Origin of the sequence: Bradyrhizobium sp. AZCC 2289, assembly GCF_036924615.1 — a bacterium.
Taxonomy (GTDB): domain Bacteria; phylum Pseudomonadota; class Alphaproteobacteria; order Rhizobiales; family Xanthobacteraceae; genus Bradyrhizobium.
Genome location: NZ_JAZHRY010000001.1, coordinates 2,716,770 through 2,742,220, shown reverse-complemented (window position 1 = coordinate 2,742,220; position 25,451 = coordinate 2,716,770). Strand labels below are relative to the sequence as shown.

Below are 25,451 nucleotides of genomic sequence, written 5' to 3'. Positions count from 1 at the left end.
GCGATCCTTCAATATTTTCTATGAAAGCGGGCGGCCAGAGTTTTTCGAAGCACCTGCCATTAGGTCTGATAAGATCGTGCTCTAGAACCCTAAACAACTATCGCGTGCAATCGAAATCCGAATAACTTATGAGATATAGTGTCTGACGATCTGGGCGGGGGTCATCTTGGATCAAGAGCTTATTTCGACTGGAAAAAAGATCGTTGTGCTCTCAGACGGCACGGGCAATTTCGCGGCGAAAATCTTCAGAACAAACGTATGGCGCCTCTACCAAGCACTGGACCTTTCGGCAGGGGCTCGACAGGTTGCACAATACGATGATGGCGTTGGGTCGTCGAATTACAAAGTACTTGCAATGCTCGGGGGCGCGGTTGGGTGGGGACTAAAACGAAACGTAATCGACCTCTTTATGTTCATCTGCCGAAATTATCGGCCGGGCGATCAAATATATGCTTTCGGATTCAGCCGCGGCGCCTTTACTGCACGAGTTCTCGTGAAGCTGATCTTGTCACAAGGTCTGATAACGAACTTCCATTCGGACGATGATCTGAGGTGGAAGGCCAGAGAGCTGTATCGCAATTTTAGGCGCGAGAGAAAGACACGTTTCGGTCTCGCAACCATAGGGCGGGCGATCAGAGACGTTTTTTTTGTGATATTGAATCTCATTTTTTGTGTCAGCAAACAGTCAATCAAGGTCGACCGAACGATCAAGATTGCATTTCTAGGTGTCTGGGACACCGTTGATGCTTATGGGATCCCAATTGATGAACTGAAAATGGGGATTGATCGATACATATGGCCGCTGGCGCTTGAGGATCGTTATCTGGATGAGCGGGTAGATAAGGCCTGTCACGCTATTGGCATCGATGACAAGCGAACTACGTTCCATCCGCTGCTCTGGGATGAGGGCGATCAAGTGTATCAAGACCAACTTCCATCGAGAACGGATGATGAGAAGCTAACGCAAGTTTTCTTTGCCGGAGTTCATGCAAATGTCGGAGGCGGCTATCCTGATGATGCGCTGAGTTTGGTGCCCCTCAATTGGATGATGAAGGAGGCTGCAAAACATGGGCTCGTGTTCAAGCAGTCAGCAATCGTGGACGTCGAGCAGAGCGCACTTGCTCAGGGAAGGCTGTACGATTCCAGGTCCGGCTTTGCTAGCTACTATCGGTACGAGCCGCGGCACCTTGGACCTCCACGAGATAAGCAGCTAGCTTGCATTCCATTTCCGAAGGTTCATGAAGCCGTTTTCGTTCGAATGGTTACGGGGACTGATACCTATGCGCCGTTGGCACTACCGGCGCCCGTGCGTGTTATCGTCGAAGAAACTTGGGCTGATATTCAGTCCGGCAAGAAATGTTCACAAAATATACTATCGTTAGACGAATATGCTGGACTGGAAATATCATCGCAAGGCTATCCAAAAATTGGAAAGGCGCCTCGCGGAAGCGAGGTGCTTGCGCGCGTCAAGAGTCCGGATCTTCATTTCAAGGCATTAACTTGGGATACTGTGTGGTGGCGTCGCGTTGCTTATTTTACAACGTTGTTCGCTACAGCCGCGCTTCTAATCTCACCGAAGTATTCGCTTTTGACGAGCTGGTACGTGTTTGCCATGCCCGCAACAGCATTTGGCTTTCCGGGTTTGACTGGTGCAATCGAGTCATTCTGGCGGCCTGCAGTCGATCTGCTGGCCAGCAGTCTAGACGCGGCACTTCCAAGCGCTGCCTCTCCTTGGTTGAGTGCTTTGCGAGCGGATCCGGGCAACTTCCTCACATTGCTGCTTCTTCTGATCGTCTGCATCTTTTGTGGAAAACTTATCGATCGTCGGATCAATGATCGTTCCTTCGCAAGCTATAGCGCAGCTTGGCGCGAACTTCGCTTGGAGTGGGTGAAACAGAGTTTTCGATGGCGACGGATTACGGCTTGGTGGTCGGGGCTTGCTGGCGGCGGGCTGCTCGTGCTCGTTCTCTATCTCCAGCTGAATGAGCCGAGTTGCGCCGAGAATGACTGGCTATGCTCGTTATTTCAAGCAATTCGCGCGTTGGCGAGAGTGATAGTTGGGGCGGTCCTCTTGGGCATTTTTGCGTACTCGATGTTCTCGGTTTTTATGTTGCGTCGCCTTTTCAGAGAAGAGATGACAGAAGAGCCTCGGGGACTTGCACTCCTTTTCGCTAATAGGGTGAGAAATTCGGAACGCCTGGTGAGGGCCTATCGGTGGGTTACCTCGAAAGCGCTGCCGGCAGCATTCGCGGCTCTCGTGCTCCTAAATTCGGTTGGGCTTCTCAACCGTTTCTTTTTCAACCTCCTTAGTGAATTCGGCCAAGTATGTATGGCGAATAATGCCAATGAAGATGTTTTTCTCGCGGAAGGCGAAATTAGAGTTGTTTTCCTTCAGTACTCGTCAGTCTGTCAGCTTACGGACATCAATCTGGTTCAAGGAAGCCGATATGCGTTCTGGCTGGTGTGGGACGAGGCTGAGAACGAGCCTGTGAAATCTTTGAACAAGAAGCAGCTGGCTTCGGTTGAAAAGCAGTTAAAACGTTTGCCTCAAAACTCACCTTTCCCAAATTATGGAGTGATTAAGAAGTTTCTTGCATTTCCATTTAGGCGAGTAATTTCGGAGCCCTTTTTTTCTGTTACGGCGCGGGTGGACGCGAATAGAAGCGAAGAACGCACGTTGCCTTGGGTTGGCAGCGAGAGCTTCTCACCGGAAAGAGGGGGGCCCCTCTTCCTCTACGTAAATGATATGGTTGTTGGAGTCCCCGGTCTGTATGGCGCGTTCTATTCCCAACGTGGAGGATTCAAGGTGGCTATCCAAAAGCTATCATAAAAGCTGATTGATGGACCGACCAAAATTCCTGCGACTCTGTCGCACAACGACCGCGAGCTGATTGCGAGGCGGAAAGAGTCACGGCTCGATGAAGGCTAAGCCTTCGAGCAAAATGGAGTCAGTCTATCGACTGATAAGATTTCATACGAAACGGAGTCAGTTTGTCGACTGATAAGCTTTTCGCAGAAACCTTATCAGTTGTTGGGTGGCCGCTTCTGACGCAAAGCGGCCGTTCATACGCAAACGGGATCTCGTGGTCGATAATGGTTTGCCAAGCATGGTGTCGTACCGATCGGGCGATCCTTTCGAAGTACGGAAAAGTAGGGCTCACTGAACGGCAGAATAGAGCAACCTCCGACGCCTCGGATGCATCGACCTGCCAACCCCTGACGCGCTCACGGTCGATGCCCTAAAGGCTGTGAAGGAGACGAAGAGTTGGCTTTCTAGATTTCACCAGTTTTCGCGTCTGTCGCACTTCTCCTCCCTGGGTGCGACATAGCACCCGCGATCGAGCGTCTACTCGTTCGCGCGGCTGGGTGTTGGCAATCATCGACAGTCAGAAGCAGATAATCTCCAAAACTCCCCGAATGGTGGACTGTCAGGCTTTTCGGCGCACGGCGCCCTTCCTCAAGGATGTTCGATCAAGCTGCCACGGATCACCGAATCGTCGTCGGGAGGCCCAACAAACGGCGGATGACGTAGTCGATTGATATGCGACCTGGTCCCCATGCCATGATCCCCAGGGCCATCGCAGCCCAGGTGATGTGGACCGGCCACCCGTCCGGCACGGTAAGCTCCACGATCACCGTCATGAAGAACAAACCCAAGGCAGCGAACCGGGTGACGAAACCGAGAACAAGCAGGGTCGGGAAGATGATCTCCCCGCAGCCCGACAGAAACGCCATCACGGTTGGGGCCGGAAAAGGGTAGGGACCTCCAGGAAGGTGGAGCATGAATTCGTCGGTGAACAGGGTGACCGCAGCGTCGCTCAACTGCAAGAAGCCATCCCATTTGAGAATGCCCGAGCGCCAGAACGGCACAGCCAGCGCGACGCGAAGTAACAGTTGGGCCAAGGACGGTTGTGCGATCGTGCGGACCAACAGGCTGGCGCGGTCGGTCAAAAGGGCCATCCCGCGGAATCTGTCAATGCTGGCCAAGGGTTGATCTATAGCGGTCATGGCTCGTCTCCGAATTCGGCAGCGACAAAAGCGCCGGCAGCCAACATGCCTGAGATGCTGGCACAGAGGTCGAAAGTGGCTACGGCCTCCAAAGCAGCGTTTGCTGCATGATCGAGCGTCTTGCCCTCCATTAGCGCCGTAAGGAATATCGCCCCCCCATCGGGAAGGTGACGAACCTCGACCTCGTTCTCGGCTCGAGTGATCAGGGCGTCTTCTGGCTCGGCAGCATTGATTTGGCCGACGGAGTCCGCGCTGCGATTTGCCGAAAAGATTGTGAGTGCTGCGTATTCGGACCTGACGATGTGTGTCGCCGGATGATGGACGAACGTAAGGTCGGCTAGGCGGTCCGGCGGAACAGACTCGAGTCGATCGGGTGCCAGTGAAGTGGCGTCAGCCGCGTGATACGCGTCGAGCCAGGCTCTCTCGATGCGAGCAGTGTCGGCAAGCCAGGGCATGGTCTGCGCAAATTCGTAGGTCTCGATGAAGGCCGGAAAATCACGGCCATATTCGAACAGGAGTGGTGAGGTCGGCGGTGTCTCTCGAACATGGAACCGCGCCATGGCACGAAAGAACTCCACTCCGGTAATGCGCTGGACGGCAGGATAAATCGCCGCCAGCGCGTCGATCAGACTGACGGTCACGTTGTTGCGATAGACGTTGTACCGCTTCACCGCCGCTTTCCCGTTTGGGCCGGAGACGAGTGCTGGGGTCGCCCGTTCAGGCTTGATGAGCCCTGGCGAGAAGGCGGCCGCATAGGTCGGCGCTTTCTGGACTCGCTTGTTAGGAAATCGGCTAAGCTGCATGGCTCTGATCCAGCGAGGAGGTACCCGCATAGCGGTCCAGGATCGACTGCGCGGCGGTTGATTCCGCCTTGAGGATGGGCCAGTCGGGGATGTTGCTATCCCACTCAATCAGTGTGGGGACGGGACCGCATTTGCGGATGACAATTTCGAACAGTTTCCAGACCGCATCCGCGACCGGCCCATCGTGGCTGTCGATCAACAGCAGCTCGCCCTCATCATCGGTCTGTTCCGCATGCCCCGCGAGATGGATCTCTCCCACCTTCTCGAGTGGAAAATCAGCCAGGTAGTCGAGCGCCGAATAGCCGTGATTTGTCGCCGACACGAAAACGTTGTTGACGTCGAGAAGAAGCCCGCATCCGGTCCGTCGAGCAATCGAGCGGATAAAGCCCGTTTCGCTCATCGTCGATTCACGGAAGGTGACGTAGGTCGACGGGTTCTCGAGAAGGATCGACCGGCCGATCGCCTCCTGAACTTCATCGATATGTGCGCAGACACGCGCGAGGGCATCCTCCGTGTAGGGCAGCGGCAAGAGATCGTTGAAGAAAGTGGTTTCGTGCGTGGACCAAGCCAGATGTTCAGAGACAAGTGCCGGCTCGTAGCGCTCGACGAGCGATTTGAACCGAGCCAAGTGGTCTCGGTCGAGCGGCTGTGGTCCGCCGATCGATATGCACACGCCGTGGAGCGAAACGGGATTGTCCTGGCGGATTACTTCCAGCGCTCGGTGCGGCGGGCCGCCGGCTCCCATATAGTTTTCGGCGTGGACCTCGAAGAAGCCCTTCGGCTTGCCGTCCGCCATGATCGCTGCAAGGTGCTCGTGCTTGAAGCTTGTGCCCGCTTGGCCGGCGATGGGGTGTTCCGGAAAGCGGAGAGGGTGCGCAGAGGAAACGGCTATCGGGGGGATGTTCGTTTTCATGGCGTCTCTCCGCCTTCCAGTTGCAGCAGTGTGGGGATCAGATCGGGTTCAGCGAGCCATGCTTGCCGTTCGGGAGGACGATCGACTCGCAGGTCCCGCCCTGGACCAACTTCCAGGCGTTGCCCTGGAAATCCGTCGTGGAGGTGCCCTGGCAGGTGGTGCCGGGGCCGGCGGCACAATCATTCTGACCCTTCAGGGCGACGCCGTAGCATTTCACCTTGTGGGCGGCGAGGGCAGCCTGCTCTTCGGACTTGGTCAGCGGTGCGGCGACGGCGATCGTGGCGAGTGCGCTGGAAACAGCGCCGGCGAGGATCAGTGAGCTGATAGCGGACTTTGCGGACATCAAGCATACTCCATGTTGGTTTTTGCGCGCCGATTTAGCGGCACGACGATTCTTCGGTTGATTGCAGCTTTTCGTTACACCGTGTGCCGCTCACGGATCGGTGAACGGATATCAGGCGGCCTGGCGAGCGTGAACCACCAGGAAGTCGACATCCGTCTTGGCGACCTCGATGACGTAGTTCGTCAACGTGCGCCGAGGCCCTATACGGCGAGAAGCGGCGTGTCGGGGCTTTGGCCTCCGCTCGAGGTCGATTTCCGACCCGAGCCGATGCCGCCGTCTGTAACAAAGCGGCTTGTGCCGACGAATTACCTCAAGAAGCCGGACAGTTTCAGCGCGGTCGTGCGCTGGAGCATCCGGCTACTCGATCTAGGGGATTGAGGACGGACATGGTTGGGTACCTGGATTCTATTGGGCTTGCCGGCCGTGGTGAAGTAGCTATGGCCGGTTAGGTGTTCTTCAAACGACGTGGCGTCGAAAGCGCTGCAAGAGCGAACGACCGGTCAGAACTGTTGGTCAAGGTCAATATCCGGCGCGGCCTTCGGCGACTTGCCGCTACGGCCCCAGGAAACAACGATGCGAACTGAAGCACTTGTCGAGGCACTGTCTCGTGATCTGAAGCCTGTGCGGCCCCAAAGCGCACTCCGCGATGCCATCGTTCTGTGCGTCGTTGCCGTTGTTGAGCTTGCTGCTTTTTTTGGGGCTGGGCTGATGCGGCCTGACATGCATCACGCGATGCACATGCCATCGTTCTGGTGGAAGATGGCGAGCATGGGGGTAGTTGCTGTTTCAAGCGCGACCGTCGCCCTGTTGTCGGCCCACCCCACCCGATCTCCACGAGCAGGTCTGCGATGGCTAGCGATGTGTATCGCAGCCGTCTTCGCCACGGGGTGGCTTGTCGATTCGATGCATGACGGCTTCGGTGAGTTGTTGAAGCGACTCGATTGGGAAATGGGTATTCAGTGCACGTGGAAAATGGTGGTGCTTTCCGTGCCTTCCGTCGTTGCGCTTGGAGTTCTCATTCGACGGGGCGCTCCGACGGATCGGTTCGGAACTTCGCTGGCAGCGGCGCTTGGATCTGCAGCGTGGGGAGCTTTCATCTTTGTTTTCGCGTGTCCATCCGATGATGCGCTCTACATCGCGGTCTGGTACTCAGTCGGGTGCGGTATCGTGACACTTTTCGGCCGTTCGATCCTGGCCCGACTTTTTCGGTGGTGATCTGCGTGAAGCGCGTGACTCGCTCGCGGAGGAGCGGATCGTGCGCCTGATCCCCGACGGCACCGTCGTTCGCGTCCGGCTCGACCGCAAGGCCACCTCCGTCTCGCTATTGGTCGTCATCGGCGTGCGCGCGGATGGGCAGAAAGTGCTGCTGGCGATCAAGAGTATGGGCGGCAAGAGCTCCGAGGCCTGGCGCAGTGTGCTCGACGATCTCGTCCGGCGCGGGCTGCCCAAGCCCCAGTTCCTCATCGTCGGCGGGGCGCCGGGCCTCGACAAGGCCATCGCCGCCGTGTGGGACGGCGTGCCGGTCCAGCGCTGCGCGGTGCACAAGCACAGGAATTTGCTGGCGCACGCCCCCGAGCGCCTGCATGAGGAGATCACCGCCGACTACAGCGACATGATCTACGCGACAACCTGCGAAGAGATCGAGGCCCGCCACAAGGCGTTCATCCGCAAATGGCGGCTCAAGCAACGCGCCGTCTTCACATCAGCTCTTCAAGCTCTGCCGCTTGCAACCTGCGAGATGCAGGTTGGAGTTCTGCAGTACTCTATTATCCCCTTTCGTTTTCTGAGCCCGAAGTTACGCCGAGCAACAGTAAGGCGCCGCCAATTCGCAAGAGAACCTCGTGCGTCCGCGAGACGGTTACGAGGAACTTCCGCTGTTTCCCCAAAAGCGGCCGCGCGATCTTGCTTTCTAGAGCGTACGGTCTAAATTGTGCAGGCTGGCCGACGGCAGTTCCCGACAGGACGGAATTTGGATATGATCAAGGGAGTTTGATTTGGAAGTTTTGGACGCATCGGCGGTTTCTTCGATCGGTAACCTCATGCCAGGACTTGACTGATCGACGCGCGCACATACTGAAGAAGGAGATGCACCGCCGGAAAGAAACACGCGTGGAATTTGGTTCGCGCGAGGAGCGATGGGCGGCATGGATGCGCGCGGCGATTGGCGGGGACGCTTCCGCTTACCGGCAATTTCTCGAATCGGTCACGCCATTCCTTCGGGGAACCGCGGCAAAGCGTTGTTCGCAGCTCGGAATTTCGAGATCCGAAGTTGAGGACATCGTCCAGAATGTCCTATTGGCGATGCACCTCAAACGCGGCACTTGGGATCAATCGCGTCCGATCGGACCCTGGCTGGCGGCGATCGTTCGGAACAAGGTGATCGATGCCTTCCGCAGCCGCGGGCGGAGAATCGATATTCCCATCGAGAGCGTTATCGAGACGCTGGCTTCGACCGACCCGGAGGCGGATTCGGAAAGTCATAGCGTTCGGCGGATGCTCGCAAGCCTGAAAGATGTCCAGCGATCCATTGTGATGTCCGTTTCAGTCCAAGGCGAGAGTGTAGCGCAAACAGCGAAGCGCCTCGGCATGTCCGAGGGAGCCGTTCGCGTGGCGCTGCATCGCGCCCTGAAATCGCTGGCGGCACTCTATCGCGACAAGATCTGAGAAACGATAGGCCTGCTTGGCGGCAACGTAGGCGCGCTAATCAAAATTGGTGATCGGCGCGCATGCCACGAACGGTCGCTTGCGGCGAATCATTTGCAATAGCGATCCATTTTTTTATTGTATTAGATCGATCGAGTTAAAATTATCAGACTATTTACTGCATACTCAGTAGTCGCTCGCGATGGAAAGAAATCGCGGTGAGAGATATGGATCGGTTGTTACAAATTCGCCTGAGGGTTCGAAATGTCGCCCTGATTTTGCTCGTGAGCCTGCTGGCAAGTCAGGGCGTCGGGGCTGCCGAAACCGCGCAGATCGAGGCGCTGAAACAGAAATACCTTCGCCGTCGTCGATCCCGTTTCCGAAAGACAACCCTTACACCGACGCCAAGGCGGACCTTGGCCAGGCGTTGTTCTTTGATGCGCGGCTGAGATTGCGGCCGGCCTCGCGCTCCAGCCGCCGGCTCGATTGGACCCGGTTGAGATAGCCGTAAATGTAGAGCTTGAGCATCGGCGAAGGATGGTACGCCGGCCGACCGGTCGCTGCAGGATCAACGCCATCGAACGCGAGGTCGCGCAGTTCCAACGCATCCACGAACACATCGACCGCGCGAATAGAATTGCCCTCGTCGACAGAATCATCGAGGCATTCCGGCAACAGCGTCGTCTGCTGGCGATCCGCCCCTTGAACGAAACCCTGCATCGCTTCCCCCGCCGATTCAGCAAGAGAATCATAGCATCGACCGGGCTTTCACACAGCCTGGACCCACAGCGGACCTCGGACATTCGGTCGCATTCTTCTGGCTGAAACCGCCATGGGAGCTATCGCGAATAGCGGCTGATCCGTTAAGATGCTGTTCTCTATGCAGAGCCGACGAACGGCTGCGCATGAACGAGAAAGACCTGCTGGGAGGAAGAGCCATGCGGCACCTCGTTCGGTTCCGCTCCAAGCTGCAAAGGCAAGTAACCGAACTCGTTGAACAACAGACGGCCATCTTGGAGGTGCTGCGCGCCGTTGCGAACTCGCCCCACGACTTGCAGCCAATCTTCGACACGATCCTCATCAATGCCACCCGCTTCTGCCGAGCCACGTTAGGCGGTTTGCTCCTCTTCGAGGAAAAAGACTTTCGGATCGTTGCGCGAAGAGGTCCACCGAATCCAGTTTATGCCGAGCGGTGGCCGTTAGGGCTCGTACATCCAATACACGAAGGGGGGATCCCCTCGCGCAACTCATCGAAAGCGGGTCGCCGGTCCACATTGCTGACTTGGCAGCCCATGAGGCTTATCTTCGGCGCGACCCTCTAGTCGTGGCTCTGGTCGAATTGGCGGACGTTCGGACGTGCCTGTTTGTGCCGTTGCTCAAGGACGACGAGCTAATTGGGGCGCTCGGGATCAACCGCGAACAGGTGCAGCCGATCACGGACAGACAGATTAACTTGGTTACGGACTTCGCTGCGCAGACGACCATTGCCTTAGAGAGCACCCGCCGCGAGCGGCAATATCGCGAGGCGCAGATGGCGCTGGCGCACGCGAACCGCATCGCCACAATCGGGCAACTCACAGCCTCTATCGCGCATGAACTCAAGCAGCCGCTCGCCGCTGTGGTGATCGATGGAGGTGGCGCCTTGCGGTGGCTCGCGAGACAGCCGCCGGACCTCGACGAAGCAAGAAGCTCTGTCGAGCGCATCATCAAACACGCCGACCGGGCCACCCACATCATTGGTGGCTTGCGTGATCTCACAAAGCAGAACGCGCCGCGGGCGGAGGTCGTGGACTTCAACGAGGCGATCGTAGAGGTGATAGCCCTGACCTACAGCGAAGCTGTCAAAACCGGCGTCACAGTGAGCACGCGACTGGCGCCTCAGTTGCCGCGTGTCCAAGGCGATCGGGTCCAACCGCAACAAGTGATGCTGAACTTAATCGTCAATGCCATTCAGGCCATGAGTGGTAGTGGGGGAGGCGCGCGCGAATTACAGATCAGCATCGATGCCGTTCCGTCCGAAGGTGGCGTGCGCGTCGGGGTTCGGGACACCGGCCCGGGGCTGAGCCCGGAGAGCCTCTCGCGTCTGTTCGAGCCATTCTACACGACCAAGCCCGAGGGCATGGGCATGGGCCTATCTATCTGCCGCTCCATCATCGAAGCCCACGGCGGACGGCTGTGGGCGATCCCGTGCGAACCGCAGGGTGCTCTCTTTCAGTTTACGATCCCTGCCACCCGAGCGGACGGATCGTGATCGAGTCGATGTCGCTCTTTGGCACCTTTCGGACCTCGTGCGATGGCCGAAGTGCTTCCGCTGTGAACTCAAGAGCGGACATGAAGCGTCGCAGGCCGCCGGGACGAAATCCAGCGCGAGACTACGAATTCGTCTTTGCGTTGTCGTCGGCTTATTCCCGCCGGCAACCCAGATATGGCGGACGTTGCGCGGTCGTCTTATTCGCAATGCTCGCGGCTCAGTGCCTTGTTTATCGGTTCCAGACACACTCCTCATTGCCGTTGATCCGCTCTGCCGTCAAAGTCAGTATCCTCCGGTCGCAGCCTTTCACGATTATTTTTTTGACTATCGTAACGTTTGGGCATTATCGCTCGAATAGTATGAGCGAGGGGCGCCCACATACCGGAGGTGTTAGCAATGCAAAGGAAGCTGATTTCCGTTCTATCAGTCGCTGTCGTTATGTCCGCAGTCGCATTTGGAGCGCACGCGGCAGATAAGTTGAATTACGATGCCAAGTCTTTCGCAGCAGCCCAGGCTGCCGGAAAACCCATTTTGGTTGAAATTCATGCGACGTGGTGTCCGACATGCAAGGCGCAAGCGCCGATCCTGAGTGATCTTGAAAACCAGGATAAGTTCAAGAATCTGGCGGTCTTTCGAGTGGACTTCGATTCCCAGAAAGATGCGGTCAGGGCGTTCGGAGCCCGAGTGCAGAGCACGCTGATCACGTTCAAGGGCTCCGTGGAGACAGGCCGCTCCGTTGGAGATACGAACCCGAGTTCGATTGCGGCGTTGCTCGACAAGACGAGTTGATGCTCTGATGTCGATTGGTAGCTTGGGACTGGCGTTTCTAGCTGGCGTGCTCTCGATCCTCTCGCCGTGCGTGCTGCCCTTGCTGCCGATCGTTCTGGGCGCGGCTGCTTCGGAGCACAGGTGGGGTCCCGTCGCGCTTGCGAGCGGAGTCACCCTCTCCTTTATCACGATAGGCCTGTTCGTTGCCACGATCGGCTTTACGCTAGGGTATGATGATAGCTGGTTTCGAAACATTGCGGCTATCGGGATGATCTTGATTGGTACCGTCCTGCTTGTGCCCTCATTTCAGCTCCGCGTCGCCTTTGTTGGTGGTCCCATGAGTGACTGGGTAGATCAACGTTTCGGTGGCTTTTCGAAATCGGGTTTGAGTGGTCAGTTCGGGGTAGGTCTCCTTCTTGGGGCGGTATGGAGCCCCTGTGTGGGACCGACACTTGGCGCAGCATCCGTTTTGGCGGCGCAAGGTAAAAATCTTGGTGCCGTGGCGTTGACGATGCTGATTTTCGGTCTTGGAGCGGGGCTACCGCTTATGCTGTTTGGGTCGGTGTCCCGTCAACTCTTGTTGCGCTGGCGTGGCGGTCTGTCGGCTACCAGCAAAACAATGAAACAGGCCCTTGGGCTATTCCTGATCGTGATCGGACTGCTGATCGTGACCGGTCTTGACAGATCCCTCGAAACTGGACTCGTTGAATTGTCTCCGCAGTGGTTGACGAACATTACGACTCGTTTTTGATTTGAGGGCGATGGCACGAGAGGACATTCAAGATGGCAAAGATTGCGATCGTAGCGGCGATTGCCCTCGCTATGCATTCCGCTACTGCGTCTGCAGACGATGGACTTGTCACCAAACCAAGCAAGTACTCCGTTGAGGAAACACTCGATAATTTTGAGGCTGCGATCAATGCGCAGGCCACCGGAGGCTGGGTCGTTTTTGGCCGGATCGATCACACGGCCGCTGCCAAAAAAGCCGGACTGGATATGCGCCCGCGGACGGTGATCATATTCGGCAATCCCAAAGCGGGCACGCTCCAAATGACCAAGAGCGCAACACTGGCAATCGACCTGCCGATGAAGGCGCTCGTCTGGCAGGACGACCAGGACAGAGTCTGGCTCACATACAATACGAGCGAATACAGCGCGAAGTATGTGTTCCCGCGCCACGGTCTTTCTGCCTCCGACGACGCAGCAAAAGCTCTTGAGAACTTTCTGACCAATGTGACCGATCGAAGTACTCAATAATCCTCAGCCTCACGCCCTAAATAACCGTTGAGGAAACCTCCGACCGCGAATTCAAGCAGCGCATCATCGTGACCCGGAATAACGGGCGGAATCGGCAGATTTGGGGCTGTAGTCTCGGACTGAAGCTCGATCTATTGCATGCAAGAGGACATTCGTGGTGAGCAACTCGGGAAGAGCTTCGCCCCGTGGCCGTCCAGGTCCGTAGACCACGTCGAGAGGAATGCCGTATCGTGCGAAGCGATGCAGATAATCTGCGATGTATGGATTCGGCCGACTCCAGTCGGCGCGCATTCTTATGACGTGCGACTGATGGAGCCGCGAACGGACCTCCGCGTTCTCCAGCACTCTCAAGTCATTGACCTTGCAGGTCAAGCACCATGTGGCAGTGACATCCACCAGTACCGTGTTGCCGTCGGCGATGAGGCCGGGAAGTGCAGCTGAATTAAACACCTGCCACTCCCGGTCAGCCGCCGGCTGCGAAACTGGGGCAACCGCGGACAGACTGACGACGAGGGGCACGATTGCAAGGCCGGCAGTGATCAATCCCGACCAGCGCGACGCACGGGCGGCAATTTGGCCTTTGACTGGAGCACTGATCAAGGCTCGATAACCTAGCAAGCAGGCCAGCAGAGCGGTCGTGATTCCTGCCGTCCACGCACCCGCTATGCTCCAAAGCACGAAGATCAGCCAGACGGCAGTTCCCAGCAGCAAGATGCCGAGAAATTTTCGTATAACGAGCATCCACTGGCCCGGACGTGGAAGCCACCGAACGCAGCCAGGAAACAGCGCGGCCATCCAATAGGGCAGGGCCATACCGATGCCGAGACACAGGAAAATTGCAAAGATTTCGGAAGGCCCCCGTGCCAAAGCGAAGCCGACGGCCGTTCCGACGAACGGCGCCGAGCAAGGAGTGGCCAGCAAAGTTGCGAACATGCCCGTGAGGAAGGCCTCGAGCATGGGCCCACGGGAGCGGTTGGACGCGAAGGTCATCATGGAACTTGGCAAGCCGATCGGAAGCCATTCAAAGAAGCTCGCCGCGAATAAGACCGTCAGCACCGCCATTCCCGCCAGGAACCAAGGCTGCTGAAACTGTATGCCCCAGCCGAGCGTTGCGCCGGACCATTTTAGTCCGACCAGAGAAGCGGCCAGCAGCATGAAGCTAATCGTGATGCCGGAAGCCGTTGCGGCTGATCCGAGACGAACGTCGCGCAAACTGCCGCCCGCTTGTCGAGTAAATGCAAAAAGCTTGATCGAAAGCACTGGAAGCATGCAAGGCATAAGATTGAGGATGAGGCCTCCGAGCAAAGCCGAAAGCAGGGCGGCGAGAAATACCGAACTATGCTCAGTGATCGCCTCGCCGGCGGGCACCTTGAATTCGGCGGCCCGGTTTTCGTCGATTAGTGTCAATGTCAAAAGACGGTCAGGCGGTGGCAACGCAGGAAGTCGAACGGTCAGACGGGCAGTCTTACCGGCGTCCTGCAGTTCGACCTTCGGCGCCGGCGGAATTCCATTCCCGGCGCCCTCCACAAAAAGGTCAGGCCGGACAAAAGCCCCGGCGTTGCTCTGAAGGTCAACCACGAGGGCTGGACCTGATGCTGTGCCCGCAAAGCGAGTGCCGATGACGTCTATACCTGCGGACTCCGCTGAACCTGGTACTCCTTTTCGAGCCGAATTGATCAAGGCGGACTCCGTGGAAGTCCCCTCGGCTCCGGTCGGCAACGGCAGAGTGAGTTCAGCCTGAAACGGCACGCATATATCCGAACAGGCGGCATACGTGATGGACGCTTTGATCCGGACAGGAGTGTGAGCTTGCTTCAGATATAGTTTGACCGGAAGAACCACGTCGTTCTCGTAGACGCTGCTCTGCAAGTCATCGATGACGAGACGATGTGGAGCGGGCCAGGAAATTTCGTTGCCCGAAATATTTTCTGAACCGGACCAGTCGACCATTGGTGAGACGCCCGCGTCTCCCGGGGTGCGCCAATAACCGTGCCATCCCTTGGCAAAGCGAAATTCCAAACCCGCCTCGAGCGTTGAAGCGCTAGCGATATTATCCGTCGCGGTGATTATGCGCACCGCCGCGTGACCGTCGCCCGCCCAATCGGTGGCCGCTGCACGGGCGCTGCCGGTCCACATTAATAAGCCGACCGACAGCACAACGAGAGCACGGAGGTGAGCGAGAACCATGATGCATCCAGGACAGTATCGATGTCAGTCTACGATGCCGTCGGGTGACGGCCGGTAGCCTCCAGCAAGCGCGTTCGAATTTTCACGTTTGCGATCGAGGCAGCCGGCTCGTAGACCAATGGGGAAAACGTCAGGTGATCAGGTAGAGCCGTCCGTCAGTCGGGAAGCTCCAATGATCTGGCCATCAGGCGCTTCGAGCACAACAGCGGCGTCCTGCCCTTCAGGAAACCGCTCGTTGATCTGGAGCGCGGCTCCCGACCATTCCCCAACCGATCGGATCGATCTGACGATGTTCGCCTCTTCCAATGTCCTACCGCCGTTTTCTCCGCGGCCAATCGCTGTCGTATGGTCGTGATCAAAGCCGATCAGAAGGATCTTGCCGGAGCCGCTGCCGGAGCCGACCTGTATGGAAACCCGCTCCCCGCCGTTCTTCCTGACGCTAACCGCCGCGGCGGTGCGACTTTCGCGTTTCGCCTTTTCGATGGCTGATCCGACATCGCGGCGGTGCGAGCCGACCAGCCCGGCAGCGCCATCGACGACGATCTCCGGCGTATAAGATCCATCGCCAAAGCGGTGGCCATATTGGTCCTGGCGCTGCGTAGCGGCTTGCAGCGAATACGGGTCCTTCCATCCCAGACGGTCCCAATAAGTGACGTGGAAGGCGAGCGCCAAGACGTCTCGCCGATCCCTTGATAGTTCGTTTAGGTAAGCGTTCGCCGGTGGGCAGGATGAGCATCCTTGCGAGGTGTACAGCTCCACGACGACAGGCCGTTCTGCGGCAATGGCGCCGGCAGGATACAAACCCGCGATGAGGCCGAGTGAAGTGATTAGACGCGACAGCATGGCAATCCTCCTGTGTTGGGTTCATCCGTATTCGCAATCGCGGACCGCTTTGTTACGCTTTGATTGTGGTCGCGAATGTCCCTTGAGCAAGAGCAACGGGTTCGATTAGCGTAGATTTCGGTCGAATTGCCTGAATTAGCGTGTCTAGAGGGCTATCGGGGCGCGCTCTGCGGGTGCGCAACGAACAACACGGCTGTCTTCACACGAAATCTTGAAAATACCGTGCCTCTAGCATTCGCAGACGACGCCGAGATTCCGTCGCAGAGGGTGACCCGTGCACCCCTGAGCCGCGCAGAACATCCCTACAAATCTTGCAACAGACGCTGCTCCCGCCAGCGCAACGTCGTTTGCGGGATCCAGCCTCAACGCGGCCTCCTGCGCATCTCGTCGCAGCAGGCCTTCGTCGAGAGTCAGGAGCTTGCCGTCATGAAACACGATGCGACCGCCGATCATCACGGTGTGGACAGATGAGCCGGTCTCTGCGAATACCATCTGAATCAACGGGGCGCGCAGCGGGACGAAGTGGGGACTGTCCAGTCGCAAGAACACGATGTCCGCTTCATATCCGACCGCCAATCTGCCGATCCTCTCAAATCCAAGAACTTTTGCTGACCCTTCCGTAGCGAGGTGCAGAGCGTCACTTGCTGACAACCATTTTTCTGTTTCGAAGCCATCAATGCGGGAAAGATATGACGCGAGCCGCGTCGCCTCGAACATGTTCTGGCCGTCGGAGGTGCTGCTGGCGTCCGTTCCAATGCCCACCACAATGCCGTTTTCGATCATTTTGCGAACGGGCGCCACCCCTGATCCCAGTCGCAGATTGCTGCACGGATTATGGGCCACACGAACGCCTCGTTGCGCCAATCGCTCGATATCGTCGTCGTCGAGCCAGATCGCGTGGGCCACGCTGAGGCGCTCCGAGAGGAAATCAAGGTCCTCCAAATGTTCCACCAGACTCTTGGCGTATCGAGCCTGTCCCAGAAACGCTTGCGCGCGCGACTCGGCGAGATGGGTCTGGAGCGGCACGCCGTATTCGCTTGCCAGACGTGCGCATTCGGTCAGGAATTCGTCCGAGCAGTGCAGCGGAATGGACGGGCCGAGAGCCGGCCTGATCCAACGCCGGTCGAAATCCCAATTTGTCAAAATCTGAGCGCATGCGTCGATCGTCGCCGTACCTGGCGCGGAACTGAGACTCGCATATCTTGAGCGGATGTCGTTGGGCAGCGCCTCCAAGAGCCCGGGCAGCGCCTCGTAGATAGTCTTGTCGGCGATCATTGGCGCCACGACGGCTCGCATGCCCGCGTCGCGGTAGGCACGCGCCATAGCGGAAATTCCCTCGACCGAGGGAAGCGGGAACTCGGCGGAGAGATCGTAGCAGGCAGTGCAGCCCTTGCGGATCATCTCCGCTGCGGAAAGGGCCGTGCTAAGGTACTTGTCCTTCACACCACGCGACTCGGCGCCGGACGCTCCGCCGGTGAGGAACATTTCAAGCGAGACCTTGTCGTCAACGGCACCGCGGTTGAGCGCGCCATGCGAATGCGTATGGGAACTGATCAGGCCCGGTATCAGTAACCGATCGGCGGCCGACACCACTTCCGCATCGGCGGAAACGCCAAAACCGGGCGCGTCGATCGCGACAATTTTTCCATCTTCGATCAGCAAATCCTGCAGAGAGCATTTACCCGCGGGCGCGAGGACGAGCCCTCCGCGAACGACGATTGCGTGCTTGTCCACGTCTGTCCTTGAAGATTGAACCGGGATGAAGCGGATTCTATGCAACGTTTTGGTGTTACAAGCAACAATTCTGATTCATGTCCGCCGAACTTCTCACGGGCAAACATTCTGACACGCGCATCGACATGGCTCCTCAACCAACCACGATAGCCTAAGGCTATTGCGTCATTCAATTTCAGCGCCGGAGCTGAAGTCGTGAACGTCACTCGATGTGATCGCGACGCCACGATTGCGATCCCAGCGGCAAAGCCGAAAAAGCTCAAGCTCCGGGCTTTAAAAGTGGTGTCGTGAACAGTCTTGTCAAAATAGACCAAATGGTCTAGAATGAGATATGAGAAACAAAGAGTTTGATCCTGACGATGTTTTGAAGGAAGCGCTGAAGACATTTTGGCAGCGGGGCTTCGAAGGGACCAACATGCCTGAATTGCTTGGTTCGATGGGTGTCGGGCGCGCAAGCTTTTACAACGCGTTCGGCTCCAAACGAGAAGTATTTCTGCAGATCCTCGATTTGTATTTTGAGACGGTGCGCGCTCATCTTGAAGGCTTGATCTCGGATGTGAGAGATCCCCGGAACGCCGTCGCGTTGCTAATCGATGGAATTCTCGACGTTGCGAAAAGCCCGGAGGCCAATGCGACGGGTTGGCGCGGCTGTCTGATCGGAAATACCGCGCTGGAACTCGGCGCGGACGATAAGGAGGTTGTCGCCAGATTAAAAACTGGTGTCGAGATTCTTCGGGCATTGTTCAGGAAGGCGATCTCCTTGCCCTCGAGCGCCGGCGCGAAGCGTTCGAGGCGCGAGATCGATCAGGTTGCCCTGCAACTTGTCGCCAATGTTCAAGGCTTGTTGGTTTTGGCGAAGTCCGGCCTATCGGATGCCGACATCAAGAGCGCTCGTTCCACAATGCTCGCAACGATTAGCTAAGCGCAGCCGTCACGAACCCGCACGCCCGAGCTCCAACAGTTCGTCAAAGGGAGAAAAAACATGAAAGTCATTTCCGATACGGTGCATGGGATACTGGACTATTTGACTGTCGCGATCTTTGCCCTGGCGCCAAGCATTCTTGGCCTCACGGGCTTTGCCGCATTTGTCTCATACGCGCTTGCCGCTATTCATCTTGTCATGACTGTTCTTACGAACATGCCGCTCGGGGTCGTCAAGATCATTCCGATTCGGCTCCACGCGCTGGTGGAAATGCTTGTAGGACCTGTTCTTGTGGTAGCAGCGCTGGTGTTGCCGACCATTCTCGGAGATAAACGAGAATTCTTCTTAGTTATGGGACTGGTGATCTTGGCGGTCTGGTTGCTGTCAAGCTACGGTCGTCCGGCCGTCGTTCGTCAGCCGCGTTCGACCTGACTGACGAAGATCGGAAGTAGCCCGCAATGCGACCTTCGCTGACCACGGTCGCGGCGAGCTTAAGGGTCACGCGTTCCGTCCATCGCCGTGCGGATCAACGAACAGATTCCAGTCATGCGCGAAATAGATGGTGGTCGACAAAGCGGCGGCAAGCGTCTGCTGCAGTGTGTCTGGAGGGGTGGATGGCCGGAGGTGCTGAGCGAGCGTGCGGCCATGTGACCGCGCCAGAGCACGGGTTGACCGGGTCAACGCGTGTAGTTGGCCGTTGGCCTCGAAGGGTACAAGCATCGTCCTTACCAGAGACAGGTACGTCGGCCAATAACCGAGGTGCCGATACATACTAGCGATCAATGATTTGTTCGCATCTTCGCCGAAACCATTAAGTTCTTCGATCAGACGCACCACTTCAGGCTTCAGTGATTGCATCGGCGGCAGTTCCGGCAGTTTCACTGCGAGCGGTCGGGGCGGGCCGTCCAAGGGACTAACTGTTTCCTGCTGGATCGGTTCAAGATGCATGACCAGTGCGGAAAGCACGACAAGCGCAAGCGCGTCGGAATACTGGTAGCTGTCCAGGATATCTCTTATCTTCGCTACATCGTCATTGCTCAATCCGGCAGCGGTGAGCGTGTCGGAGGAAAAGGACGATACCGCGGGAAGGTCGATCGCGCGTCGCACTGCCTCGGCATATCCAGGGGCCGGCCCCAAATAAAGCGGTTTTGCGGTTGACCACGTCCATTCAAGAGCATCCGGCATCGTCGCCAGGTTGCGCCAGACCAGATTGACGATGCTGGTCCCGAGCACTTGGCGAATATCGGCATAAATTTCGGCGACCTTGCCCGTCGCGTCCGATTCGAGAATCGATGGAACGCTTTCGTTTCTTTGCACCGTTTCCTCCGACGGTCATTCTTAGCGCGCCTCATTATTCTATCGATAGACCGCGCAATCCCATCAGCTTGATGACCTTGTCTTCAGCCTCGATCAAGTGCCATTGCATAATAGTAAAATCCGATATCGATCATTCGTATAACTAATTATGCGGCTGAGTTGCGGCTGTATAAAAGCATCAGACGGCATTGGTGAAGCAGCGGGCGATTGGAAGGCAATGTGAGGCTTCATGACGGTCCGTCGTCCGAACGTAGGGGAATTGCAACAGGCCGCGCGCGAACTCGGCCTGAATCTGAGTGACGCCGATGCCGTGTCATTTCATGGCCTGATGCAGGGTCAACTCGACGCCTACGATCTCGTCGACGACATGGTCGCGCCGTTGCCCGAAGTGAAGTATCCGCGGACGCCTGGAGTACGCCCGCAGCCGGAATACAACCCCTACGGCGCGTGGGCGGTGAAGAGCCGCATTCAAGGGGCGCGGCGCGGCAAGCTCACCGGCAAGCGGGTGGCAATCAAGGACAACGTCTGTGTTGCCGGTGTTCCGATGATGAACGGCGCGTCGATTCTGGAAGGCTATGTGCCGGAGATCGACGCCACTATCGTGTCGCGGATGCTCGACGAAGGCGCGGATATTCTCGGCAAATCCGTCTGTGAGTACTACTGCGCCTCCGGCGGCAGTCACACGTCAGCCAACGGCGTTGTCGAGAATCCAATTGTGCCGGGTCACAACGCGGGCGGCTCATCGTCGGGCTCGACAGCTCTGGTAATGGCAAATCTGGTCGATATGGCGACTGGTGGCGACCAAGGCGGCTCGATCCGGATTCCCGCCTCCTATTGCGGAGCGGTCGGATTGAAGCCGACGCACGGGCTGGTTCCCTATACAGGCATCTTCGCCGTCGAACTGACGGTTGATCACGCCGGTCCCATCACTCGCACCGTTGCCGACAACGCGCTGATGCTCGAGGTCATGGCGGGCCCTGATGGCTTGGATCCACGGCAATCCGGCGCACCGGCGCAGCCTTACACGCAAGCGCTCGCGAAAGGCGTCGCGGGTCTGCGCATCGGGGTGGTGCCGGAAGGATTCGGCCTGCTGGGCGCGGAGGCCGAAGTCGACAAGCGCGTGCGTGAAGCGGCCGAGCGCCTGGTCCACACCGGCGCGCATGTCTGTGACATCTCAGTGCCCCTCCATGCCGCGGGCGCGGCGATCTGGACGCCGATTTTCCTCGAAGGCGCGACCGATCTCATGATGCGCGGTAACGCTTACGGCACCAATATGAAGGGTGTATTTCTTGAAAGCCTGCTGGATGCCCACGCGCGCTGGCGCGATCGCGCCGACGAGCTATCAGAGACGTTGAAACTCGGCATCCTGACCGGTCACTACATGTCGTCGCGCAACCGGGGGCGCTATTACGGCAAGGCGCAGAATCTCAATCGATTGTTGACGGCGGATTACAACAGGGCGCTCGGTGAGGTCGATCTGTTGCTGATGCCGACGACGCCGATGGCGACAACACCGTTGCCGGGCCCGAACGCGAGCCGCGAAGAGATCATCAGCCGCGCGTTCGAGATGGTCGCCAACACGGCGCCGACCTGCGTGACCGGGCATCCCGCGATTTCCGTTCCCGTGGGCAAGACATCGGATGGCCGCCCGATCGGCGCGATGCTGATTGCGCGTCATCTCGATGAGATGACGCTTTATCGCGCCGCCGCGGCGTTGGAAGCCTGCTATCGGTGATGGGGCGATCACACTGTGCCGTTAATCGGAAACCCAGGGCGTAATGAACCGGAATGGCGAACTACCTACCAACTCGCCCTGCTTTGCGAGGGCGTTTCGTTGGAACCGAGTTGTCGAGCAACGCAAACACCGGTCTCACCAGACCCTCCAGCAGCTTGCGGTCAGGTCGAGCACGCGCAAGCACGCGAATGCCAAGTAAAACACCCGAAAGAAGTCTGGCGAGGTCCTCTGCCGATTGGGCCTGCGGAATGGTCCCGTCATGCTGGCCCGAGGTGACGCATCGAAGAAAAAACGATTCGACCTCGCTCAGGAACGTTGCCACGATCTGCCGGAGTTTCTCGTCATGCGGCGCGATTTCGAGCGCAGAGTTGACCAGCAAGCAACCAAGCCGCTGTTTGTCGTTCAGGGACCGCTTAATGATTTCCTGCAGGAACGCGACGATGGCATCCCGCGGGGGAAGGCTGTGCTCAAGACGGCGAATGCGCTCGCGGAAGGTCTGGTCGAGATAGCGATTGAGCGAGCGCTCGAAGAGGGCTCGCTTGTCGCCGAACGCATTATACAGGCTAGCCCCGGCGATGCCCATCTCGTCGGCCAGGTCGCGCACAGAGGTGGCCTCATAACCGTGAAGCCAGAATTGCCGGATCGCCGCGTCAAGCACGGCTGCTTCGTCAAACTCTCGCGGCCTTGCCATAATCTTTAACGCCTTTCCATTCACCGCATCGGTTATACACAGGTACCCCGAATTCCGCGATTTCTTTATCCGCATATTCGGTCTCGATCACAAAGGGCTTGCCGAGCCCGGTTTCGTTTGCGCCCCGTCCGGAATTGTCTACACGCTCATCTTCATCGGCCGCAGCGGCGAACCGTTCCCATCTGGCGTCGAGATCAACGCAGTCGTCGATGCACTTGAACCGATCGATAACGACGTGCTGGACCAGGACCTTTGGGCCATTTTGCGATGGATGATTGGCGGCGTCGGTGGTGCCTGGACCGTGGAAGATTTTGACCGAACCGGACGTCTTTATCGTGTAGCCGCCGCACCATCGAACTGACGGAGCCGGCGGGTTACCTGACGCAGCGACATCCCAGCCTTCGGCTGTCGCCCGAGGGCAGAAGAAAACTATCGCGTGGCCGATGTCGCCGCGGTCTGTCCGAACAGAAGTTTCTTGCCTTCCTCGGTGACAGCGGGCCGATTTGAATAGGGCTCGCCCACAGCGTAGGCTCGGATCGTAGCCGGCCGCGCACGAACGGCATCAAACCAGCGGCGGAGATTTGGGAAATCGTCCAGATTCTGCTGCTGCCGTTTCCATGGCACGACCCAGGGATAGGCCGCCATATCCGCGATTGTATAATCCGAACCCGCGATGAATTCGCGCCCGTTCAGCCTTCGATCGAGCACGCCATACAAGCGGTTCGTCTCGTTGACGTATCGATTGATAGCGTAGGGAATCTTGTCCGGCGCATAAATACCGAAGTGATGGTTCTGGCCGGCCATCGGGCCGAGGCCGCCCATTTGCCAGAACAGCCACTCCATGGCGGTCTTGCGGCCGCGAACATCGGTCGGTAGGTAGCCCCCGGTCTTTCTGCGAGATAGGCGAGAACGGCGCCGGATTCGAAAACGGTTATCGGCTCGCCCCCGTCGGCAGGGCTGGAATCGATGATTGCAGGCATCCTGTTGTTCGGCGAGAACGCAAGGAACTCTGGCTTGAACTGATCGCCGGCACTGATATCGACCGGATGAATCCGATAGCCGAGTCCGGTCTCTTCAAGAAACATCGTGATCTTGTGCCCGTTCGGCGTCGGCCAGTAGTACAGTTCAATCATTTGCGGCTCCTTCCGAATGTGCGCCGGCCCATCGATTCATCGTGGCCGTGAGTTCCGATGCTGGCCTGCAACGTCCGCGCTTCCTTCAGTCACAAAAGCGTGCAGTTGCCAGAACCTTCCGATGATGCAATATAGAACGAATGATCTAAAATGAAAAGAGCGGGATCATCCAGTCTCTGCCAATGTCGACGAATGCCAATCGTCATCCGAAGAATCCAACTGTGATCGAAATGACAAAGCCTGCCTTGGGTTCGAGCCGATCCAGTTTGCGGACGATTGCGCCGGGATTTGCCTGGGCCGGCCTGTCGGTCGCTATCCTCTCAGGCTGGTTCGTCGTCACGCGTGTCGGCTTCAGGCAGGCCCTCAACGTCTGGGATGTGACTGCGCTGCGCTTCGGCGAAGGGGCCATTCTGCTGACGCCAACGCTGCTGGTTGGTCCATCGCGGCTGCCGATGCGCGAATGGACTCAAGGGATTGCACTCGCCGCTCTGTGGGGGGCGCCTTTCGTTCTGCTCGTCGGTATCGGGCTTCAACTCACATCTGCGACACTGGCGTCGTCAATTACTCCAGCATTGATGCCGATTTTTGCGGGAGCAATTGGATGGGCGATGCTTGGCGAACTGCCGCGCAGGCTGCGAATATCCGGATTTATCCTGATTGCAGGCGGGCTCTTGGTCCTGATTTACGGTTATGCGTTGACCGAAGGTCGCCCAAATGCAGCCGGAGTCCTGACCCTCATTGTCGCGGCGGCGATGTGGGCCGCCTATACGCTCCACCTGCGCGGAAGCGGGCTGACTCCACTTCAGGCTGCGGCATTGATCTGTTTTTGGTCGGCCATGTTTTATGTGCCCATCTACATCGGGTTGAGCCTCTCGAATCTCCGCTACGCGTCCGGTCGAGAGCTGTTGTTTCAGTCGCTCTATCAGGGCTTCATGATGAGCGTGGTCGCAATTTTTGCTTTCAACTGCGCCATCGCATCGCTTGGCCCTAGAGCCGCAGCCGCGATCGTCGCGCTGGTACCGGTCGCTGCCACGGTGCTCGCGATTCCGGCTCTCGGCGAGGTTCCGTCATTGCCATCCGCAACCGCCGTCTGCGTTATCGCCATAGGCGTAATGCTGGCTGCTTCTTCACCTCAATCGAAAGCATCACTCAAGGCAACGGGAGAAAGCGCATGATCCGTTTCTATTTCCATCCAACACCTAATCCGGCAAAAGTCGCTCTGATGCTCGAAGAGACCGGCCTAGCCTATCAGTTGATCCCGGTCGACACCAGCAAGGGCGAACAGCATACGCCGGCGTTTCGCGCCATCAATCCGAACGGCAAGGTCCCGGCCATCGTCGATACCGAAGGGCCGGGTGGCAAGGAAGCGCGGGTATTCGATTCCGGCGCCATCCTGCTTTATCTCGGCGACAAGACGGGACGTCTGATCGGTTCAGCGGCCGACAGGCCGGAATTGCTGTCATGGCTGTTTTTCATCGCGACCGGCATCGGGCCGTTCTCGGGACAAGCCGTTCATTTCCAGCATGCTGCTCCGGAAAAGCTTGGCTATGCGGTGAACCGCTATCGCCGTGAAATCGAACGTCATTATGAAGTGCTCGACACGCATCTCAAGGGACGAGAGTTCATCATCGGGAAAGAGTATTCGATCGGCGACATTTCGGCATGGGGCTGGCTGGATCGGGCACCGCGCGTATTGCCTGGCGACACCGATCCGCTGACGGCGTTTCCGAATCTGAAGCGCTGGTTCCGCGCGATCGATTCACGGCCAGCAGTGGCGAAAGCTCGTGCGGTCGGGAAGGACCATGCCTTCAAGAAAGAGATGGACGAAGAGACACGACGCGCGCTGTTCCCGTCGAATTACGCCAAGGCGGCAAGTTGATCTTTCGGTTCAGGCCTCAATAAA

23 protein-coding genes and 3 pseudogenes are annotated in these 25,451 nt (G+C 57.8%); 15 read left to right on the top strand and 11 right to left on the bottom strand.

Annotated features, from left to right (window positions below; all coding sequences use genetic code 11):
* The first annotated feature begins 166 nt into the window (after window positions 1-166).
* The gene (locus V1289_RS13340; protein ID WP_334397375.1) at window positions 167-2,830 is read left to right on the top strand and encodes a DUF2235 domain-containing protein; all 2,664 of its coding nucleotides are present in this window, start codon (window positions 167-169) and stop codon (window positions 2,828-2,830) included.
* Window positions 2,831-3,486: 656 nt separating this feature from the next.
* Here V1289_RS13340 and V1289_RS13335 read toward each other — a convergent pair.
* Genes V1289_RS13335 through V1289_RS13320 form a run of 4 tightly spaced genes read right to left on the bottom strand, consistent with a single transcriptional unit; the run spans window position 3,487 to window position 6,067 of the window.
* Window positions 3,487-4,008, bottom strand: coding sequence for a DoxX family protein (locus tag V1289_RS13335; protein ID WP_334397374.1), 522 nt, complete (start codon window positions 4,006-4,008; stop codon window positions 3,487-3,489).
* Window positions 4,005-4,811: an HvfC/BufC N-terminal domain-containing protein gene (locus V1289_RS13330; protein ID WP_334397373.1), complete on the bottom strand. Its 807-nt coding sequence runs from the start codon at window positions 4,809-4,811 to the stop codon at window positions 4,005-4,007. The genes V1289_RS13335 and V1289_RS13330 overlap by 4 nt, the downstream gene beginning before the upstream one ends.
* On the bottom strand, window positions 4,801-5,724 hold the full coding sequence (gene bufB, locus V1289_RS13325; RefSeq protein ID WP_334397372.1) for an MNIO family bufferin maturase: 924 nt from the start codon (window positions 5,722-5,724) through the stop codon (window positions 4,801-4,803). The genes V1289_RS13330 and bufB overlap by 11 nt, the downstream gene beginning before the upstream one ends.
* Window positions 5,725-5,761: 37 nt before the next feature.
* Window positions 5,762-6,067: a BufA1 family periplasmic bufferin-type metallophore gene (locus V1289_RS13320; protein ID WP_334397371.1), complete on the bottom strand. Its 306-nt coding sequence runs from the start codon at window positions 6,065-6,067 to the stop codon at window positions 5,762-5,764.
* Window positions 6,068-6,196: 129 nt separating this feature from the next.
* Between V1289_RS13320 and V1289_RS13315 the strand changes: the two genes are divergently transcribed.
* The 4 genes and pseudogenes from V1289_RS13315 to V1289_RS13300 all read left to right on the top strand — a co-directional run bounded on the left by V1289_RS13315 (window position 6,197) and on the right by V1289_RS13300 (window position 8,731).
* Window positions 6,197-6,445 carry a hypothetical protein gene (locus tag V1289_RS13315; protein ID WP_334397370.1) on the top strand — a complete coding sequence of 83 codons (249 nt, stop codon included), beginning with the start codon at window positions 6,197-6,199 and terminating at the stop codon, window positions 6,443-6,445.
* Between the two features lie 195 nt (window positions 6,446-6,640).
* Window positions 6,641-7,282, top strand: a complete 642-nt coding sequence (locus V1289_RS13310; protein WP_334397369.1) for a DUF1109 domain-containing protein — start codon at window positions 6,641-6,643, stop codon at window positions 7,280-7,282.
* A gap of 19 nt (window positions 7,283-7,301) precedes the next feature.
* Window positions 7,302-7,994 (top strand): annotated as a pseudogene (locus V1289_RS13305) (transposase); the annotation flags it as partial.
* Window positions 7,995-8,176: 182 nt separating this feature from the next.
* The gene (locus V1289_RS13300) at window positions 8,177-8,731 is read left to right on the top strand and encodes a sigma-70 family RNA polymerase sigma factor (protein ID WP_334397368.1); all 555 of its coding nucleotides are present in this window, start codon (window positions 8,177-8,179) and stop codon (window positions 8,729-8,731) included.
* 426 nt (window positions 8,732-9,157) lie between these two features.
* On the opposite strand, the pseudogene V1289_RS13295 reads toward V1289_RS13300, so the two are convergent.
* Window positions 9,158-9,430 (bottom strand): annotated as a pseudogene (locus V1289_RS13295) (transposase); the annotation flags it as partial.
* Window positions 9,431-9,615: 185 nt separating this feature from the next.
* Here V1289_RS13295 and V1289_RS13290 point away from each other — a divergent pair.
* From V1289_RS13290 to V1289_RS13270, 5 genes are all read left to right on the top strand, one after another.
* Window positions 9,616-10,032 carry a hypothetical protein gene (locus tag V1289_RS13290; protein WP_334408000.1) on the top strand — a complete coding sequence of 139 codons (417 nt, stop codon included), beginning with the start codon at window positions 9,616-9,618 and terminating at the stop codon, window positions 10,030-10,032.
* Complete coding sequence (locus tag V1289_RS13285; RefSeq protein WP_334407441.1) at window positions 9,960-10,961, top strand: sensor histidine kinase; 1,002 nt, start codon at window positions 9,960-9,962, stop codon at window positions 10,959-10,961. The genes V1289_RS13290 and V1289_RS13285 overlap by 73 nt, the downstream gene beginning before the upstream one ends.
* 396 nt (window positions 10,962-11,357) lie before the next feature.
* Window positions 11,358-11,750 carry a thioredoxin family protein gene (locus tag V1289_RS13280; RefSeq protein WP_442895994.1) on the top strand — a complete coding sequence of 131 codons (393 nt, stop codon included), beginning with the start codon at window positions 11,358-11,360 and terminating at the stop codon, window positions 11,748-11,750.
* Between the two features lie 7 nt (window positions 11,751-11,757).
* Window positions 11,758-12,480: a cytochrome c biogenesis CcdA family protein gene (locus V1289_RS13275; protein ID WP_334397367.1), complete on the top strand. Its 723-nt coding sequence runs from the start codon at window positions 11,758-11,760 to the stop codon at window positions 12,478-12,480.
* Window positions 12,481-12,512: 32 nt separating this feature from the next.
* Window positions 12,513-12,986 carry a DUF302 domain-containing protein gene (locus tag V1289_RS13270; protein WP_334397366.1) on the top strand — a complete coding sequence of 158 codons (474 nt, stop codon included), beginning with the start codon at window positions 12,513-12,515 and terminating at the stop codon, window positions 12,984-12,986.
* A gap of 63 nt (window positions 12,987-13,049) precedes the next feature.
* Here the strand turns inward: V1289_RS13270 and V1289_RS13265 are convergent, their stop codons facing one another.
* From V1289_RS13265 to V1289_RS13255, 3 genes are all read right to left on the bottom strand, one after another.
* A complete protein-coding gene (locus V1289_RS13265) occupies window positions 13,050-15,173 on the bottom strand; it encodes a protein-disulfide reductase DsbD family protein (protein ID WP_334397365.1) in 2,124 nt (707 codons plus the stop codon).
* Window positions 15,174-15,311: 138 nt separating this feature from the next.
* The gene (locus V1289_RS13260) at window positions 15,312-16,016 is read right to left on the bottom strand and encodes a DUF1223 domain-containing protein (protein WP_334397364.1); all 705 of its coding nucleotides are present in this window, start codon (window positions 16,014-16,016) and stop codon (window positions 15,312-15,314) included.
* Window positions 16,017-16,244: 228 nt separating this feature from the next.
* Window positions 16,245-17,750 carry an amidohydrolase gene (locus tag V1289_RS13255; protein ID WP_334397363.1) on the bottom strand — a complete coding sequence of 502 codons (1,506 nt, stop codon included), beginning with the start codon at window positions 17,748-17,750 and terminating at the stop codon, window positions 16,245-16,247.
* 364 nt (window positions 17,751-18,114) lie between these two features.
* Here V1289_RS13255 and V1289_RS13250 point away from each other — a divergent pair, with 364 nt between their 5' ends.
* The gene (locus V1289_RS13250; RefSeq protein WP_334397362.1) at window positions 18,115-18,672 is read left to right on the top strand and encodes a TetR/AcrR family transcriptional regulator; all 558 of its coding nucleotides are present in this window, start codon (window positions 18,115-18,117) and stop codon (window positions 18,670-18,672) included.
* 60 nt (window positions 18,673-18,732) lie between these two features.
* Window positions 18,733-19,104 (top strand): hypothetical protein, encoded by a 372-nt coding sequence (locus V1289_RS13245; protein ID WP_309177870.1) that lies wholly within the window; start codon window positions 18,733-18,735, stop codon window positions 19,102-19,104.
* A gap of 66 nt (window positions 19,105-19,170) precedes the next feature.
* On the opposite strand, the gene V1289_RS13240 is transcribed toward V1289_RS13245, so the two are convergent.
* A complete protein-coding gene (locus V1289_RS13240; RefSeq protein ID WP_334397361.1) occupies window positions 19,171-19,989 on the bottom strand; it encodes a hypothetical protein in 819 nt (272 codons plus the stop codon).
* A gap of 229 nt (window positions 19,990-20,218) precedes the next feature.
* Between V1289_RS13240 and V1289_RS13235 the strand changes: the two genes are divergently transcribed.
* Entirely contained in the window at window positions 20,219-21,724 is a 1,506-nt protein-coding gene (locus V1289_RS13235) for an amidase (protein WP_334397360.1), read from the top strand.
* Window positions 21,725-21,785: 61 nt separating this feature from the next.
* Here the strand turns inward: V1289_RS13235 and V1289_RS13230 are convergent, their stop codons facing one another.
* Together V1289_RS13230 and V1289_RS13225 are read right to left on the bottom strand one after the other, a co-directional pair.
* Window positions 21,786-22,490 carry a TetR/AcrR family transcriptional regulator gene (locus V1289_RS13230; RefSeq protein WP_334397359.1) on the bottom strand — a complete coding sequence of 235 codons (705 nt, stop codon included), beginning with the start codon at window positions 22,488-22,490 and terminating at the stop codon, window positions 21,786-21,788.
* A gap of 354 nt (window positions 22,491-22,844) precedes the next feature.
* Window positions 22,845-23,548: pseudogene (locus tag V1289_RS13225) on the bottom strand (glutathione binding-like protein).
* 182 nt (window positions 23,549-23,730) lie between these two features.
* Here V1289_RS13225 and V1289_RS13220 point away from each other — a divergent pair.
* Together V1289_RS13220 and V1289_RS13215 are read left to right on the top strand one after the other, a co-directional pair.
* Complete coding sequence (locus V1289_RS13220; protein WP_334397358.1) at window positions 23,731-24,723, top strand: DMT family transporter; 993 nt, start codon at window positions 23,731-23,733, stop codon at window positions 24,721-24,723.
* Complete coding sequence (locus tag V1289_RS13215; RefSeq protein ID WP_334397357.1) at window positions 24,720-25,427, top strand: glutathione S-transferase family protein; 708 nt, start codon at window positions 24,720-24,722, stop codon at window positions 25,425-25,427. The genes V1289_RS13220 and V1289_RS13215 overlap by 4 nt, the downstream gene beginning before the upstream one ends.
* Window positions 25,428-25,451: the final 24 nt, after the last annotated feature.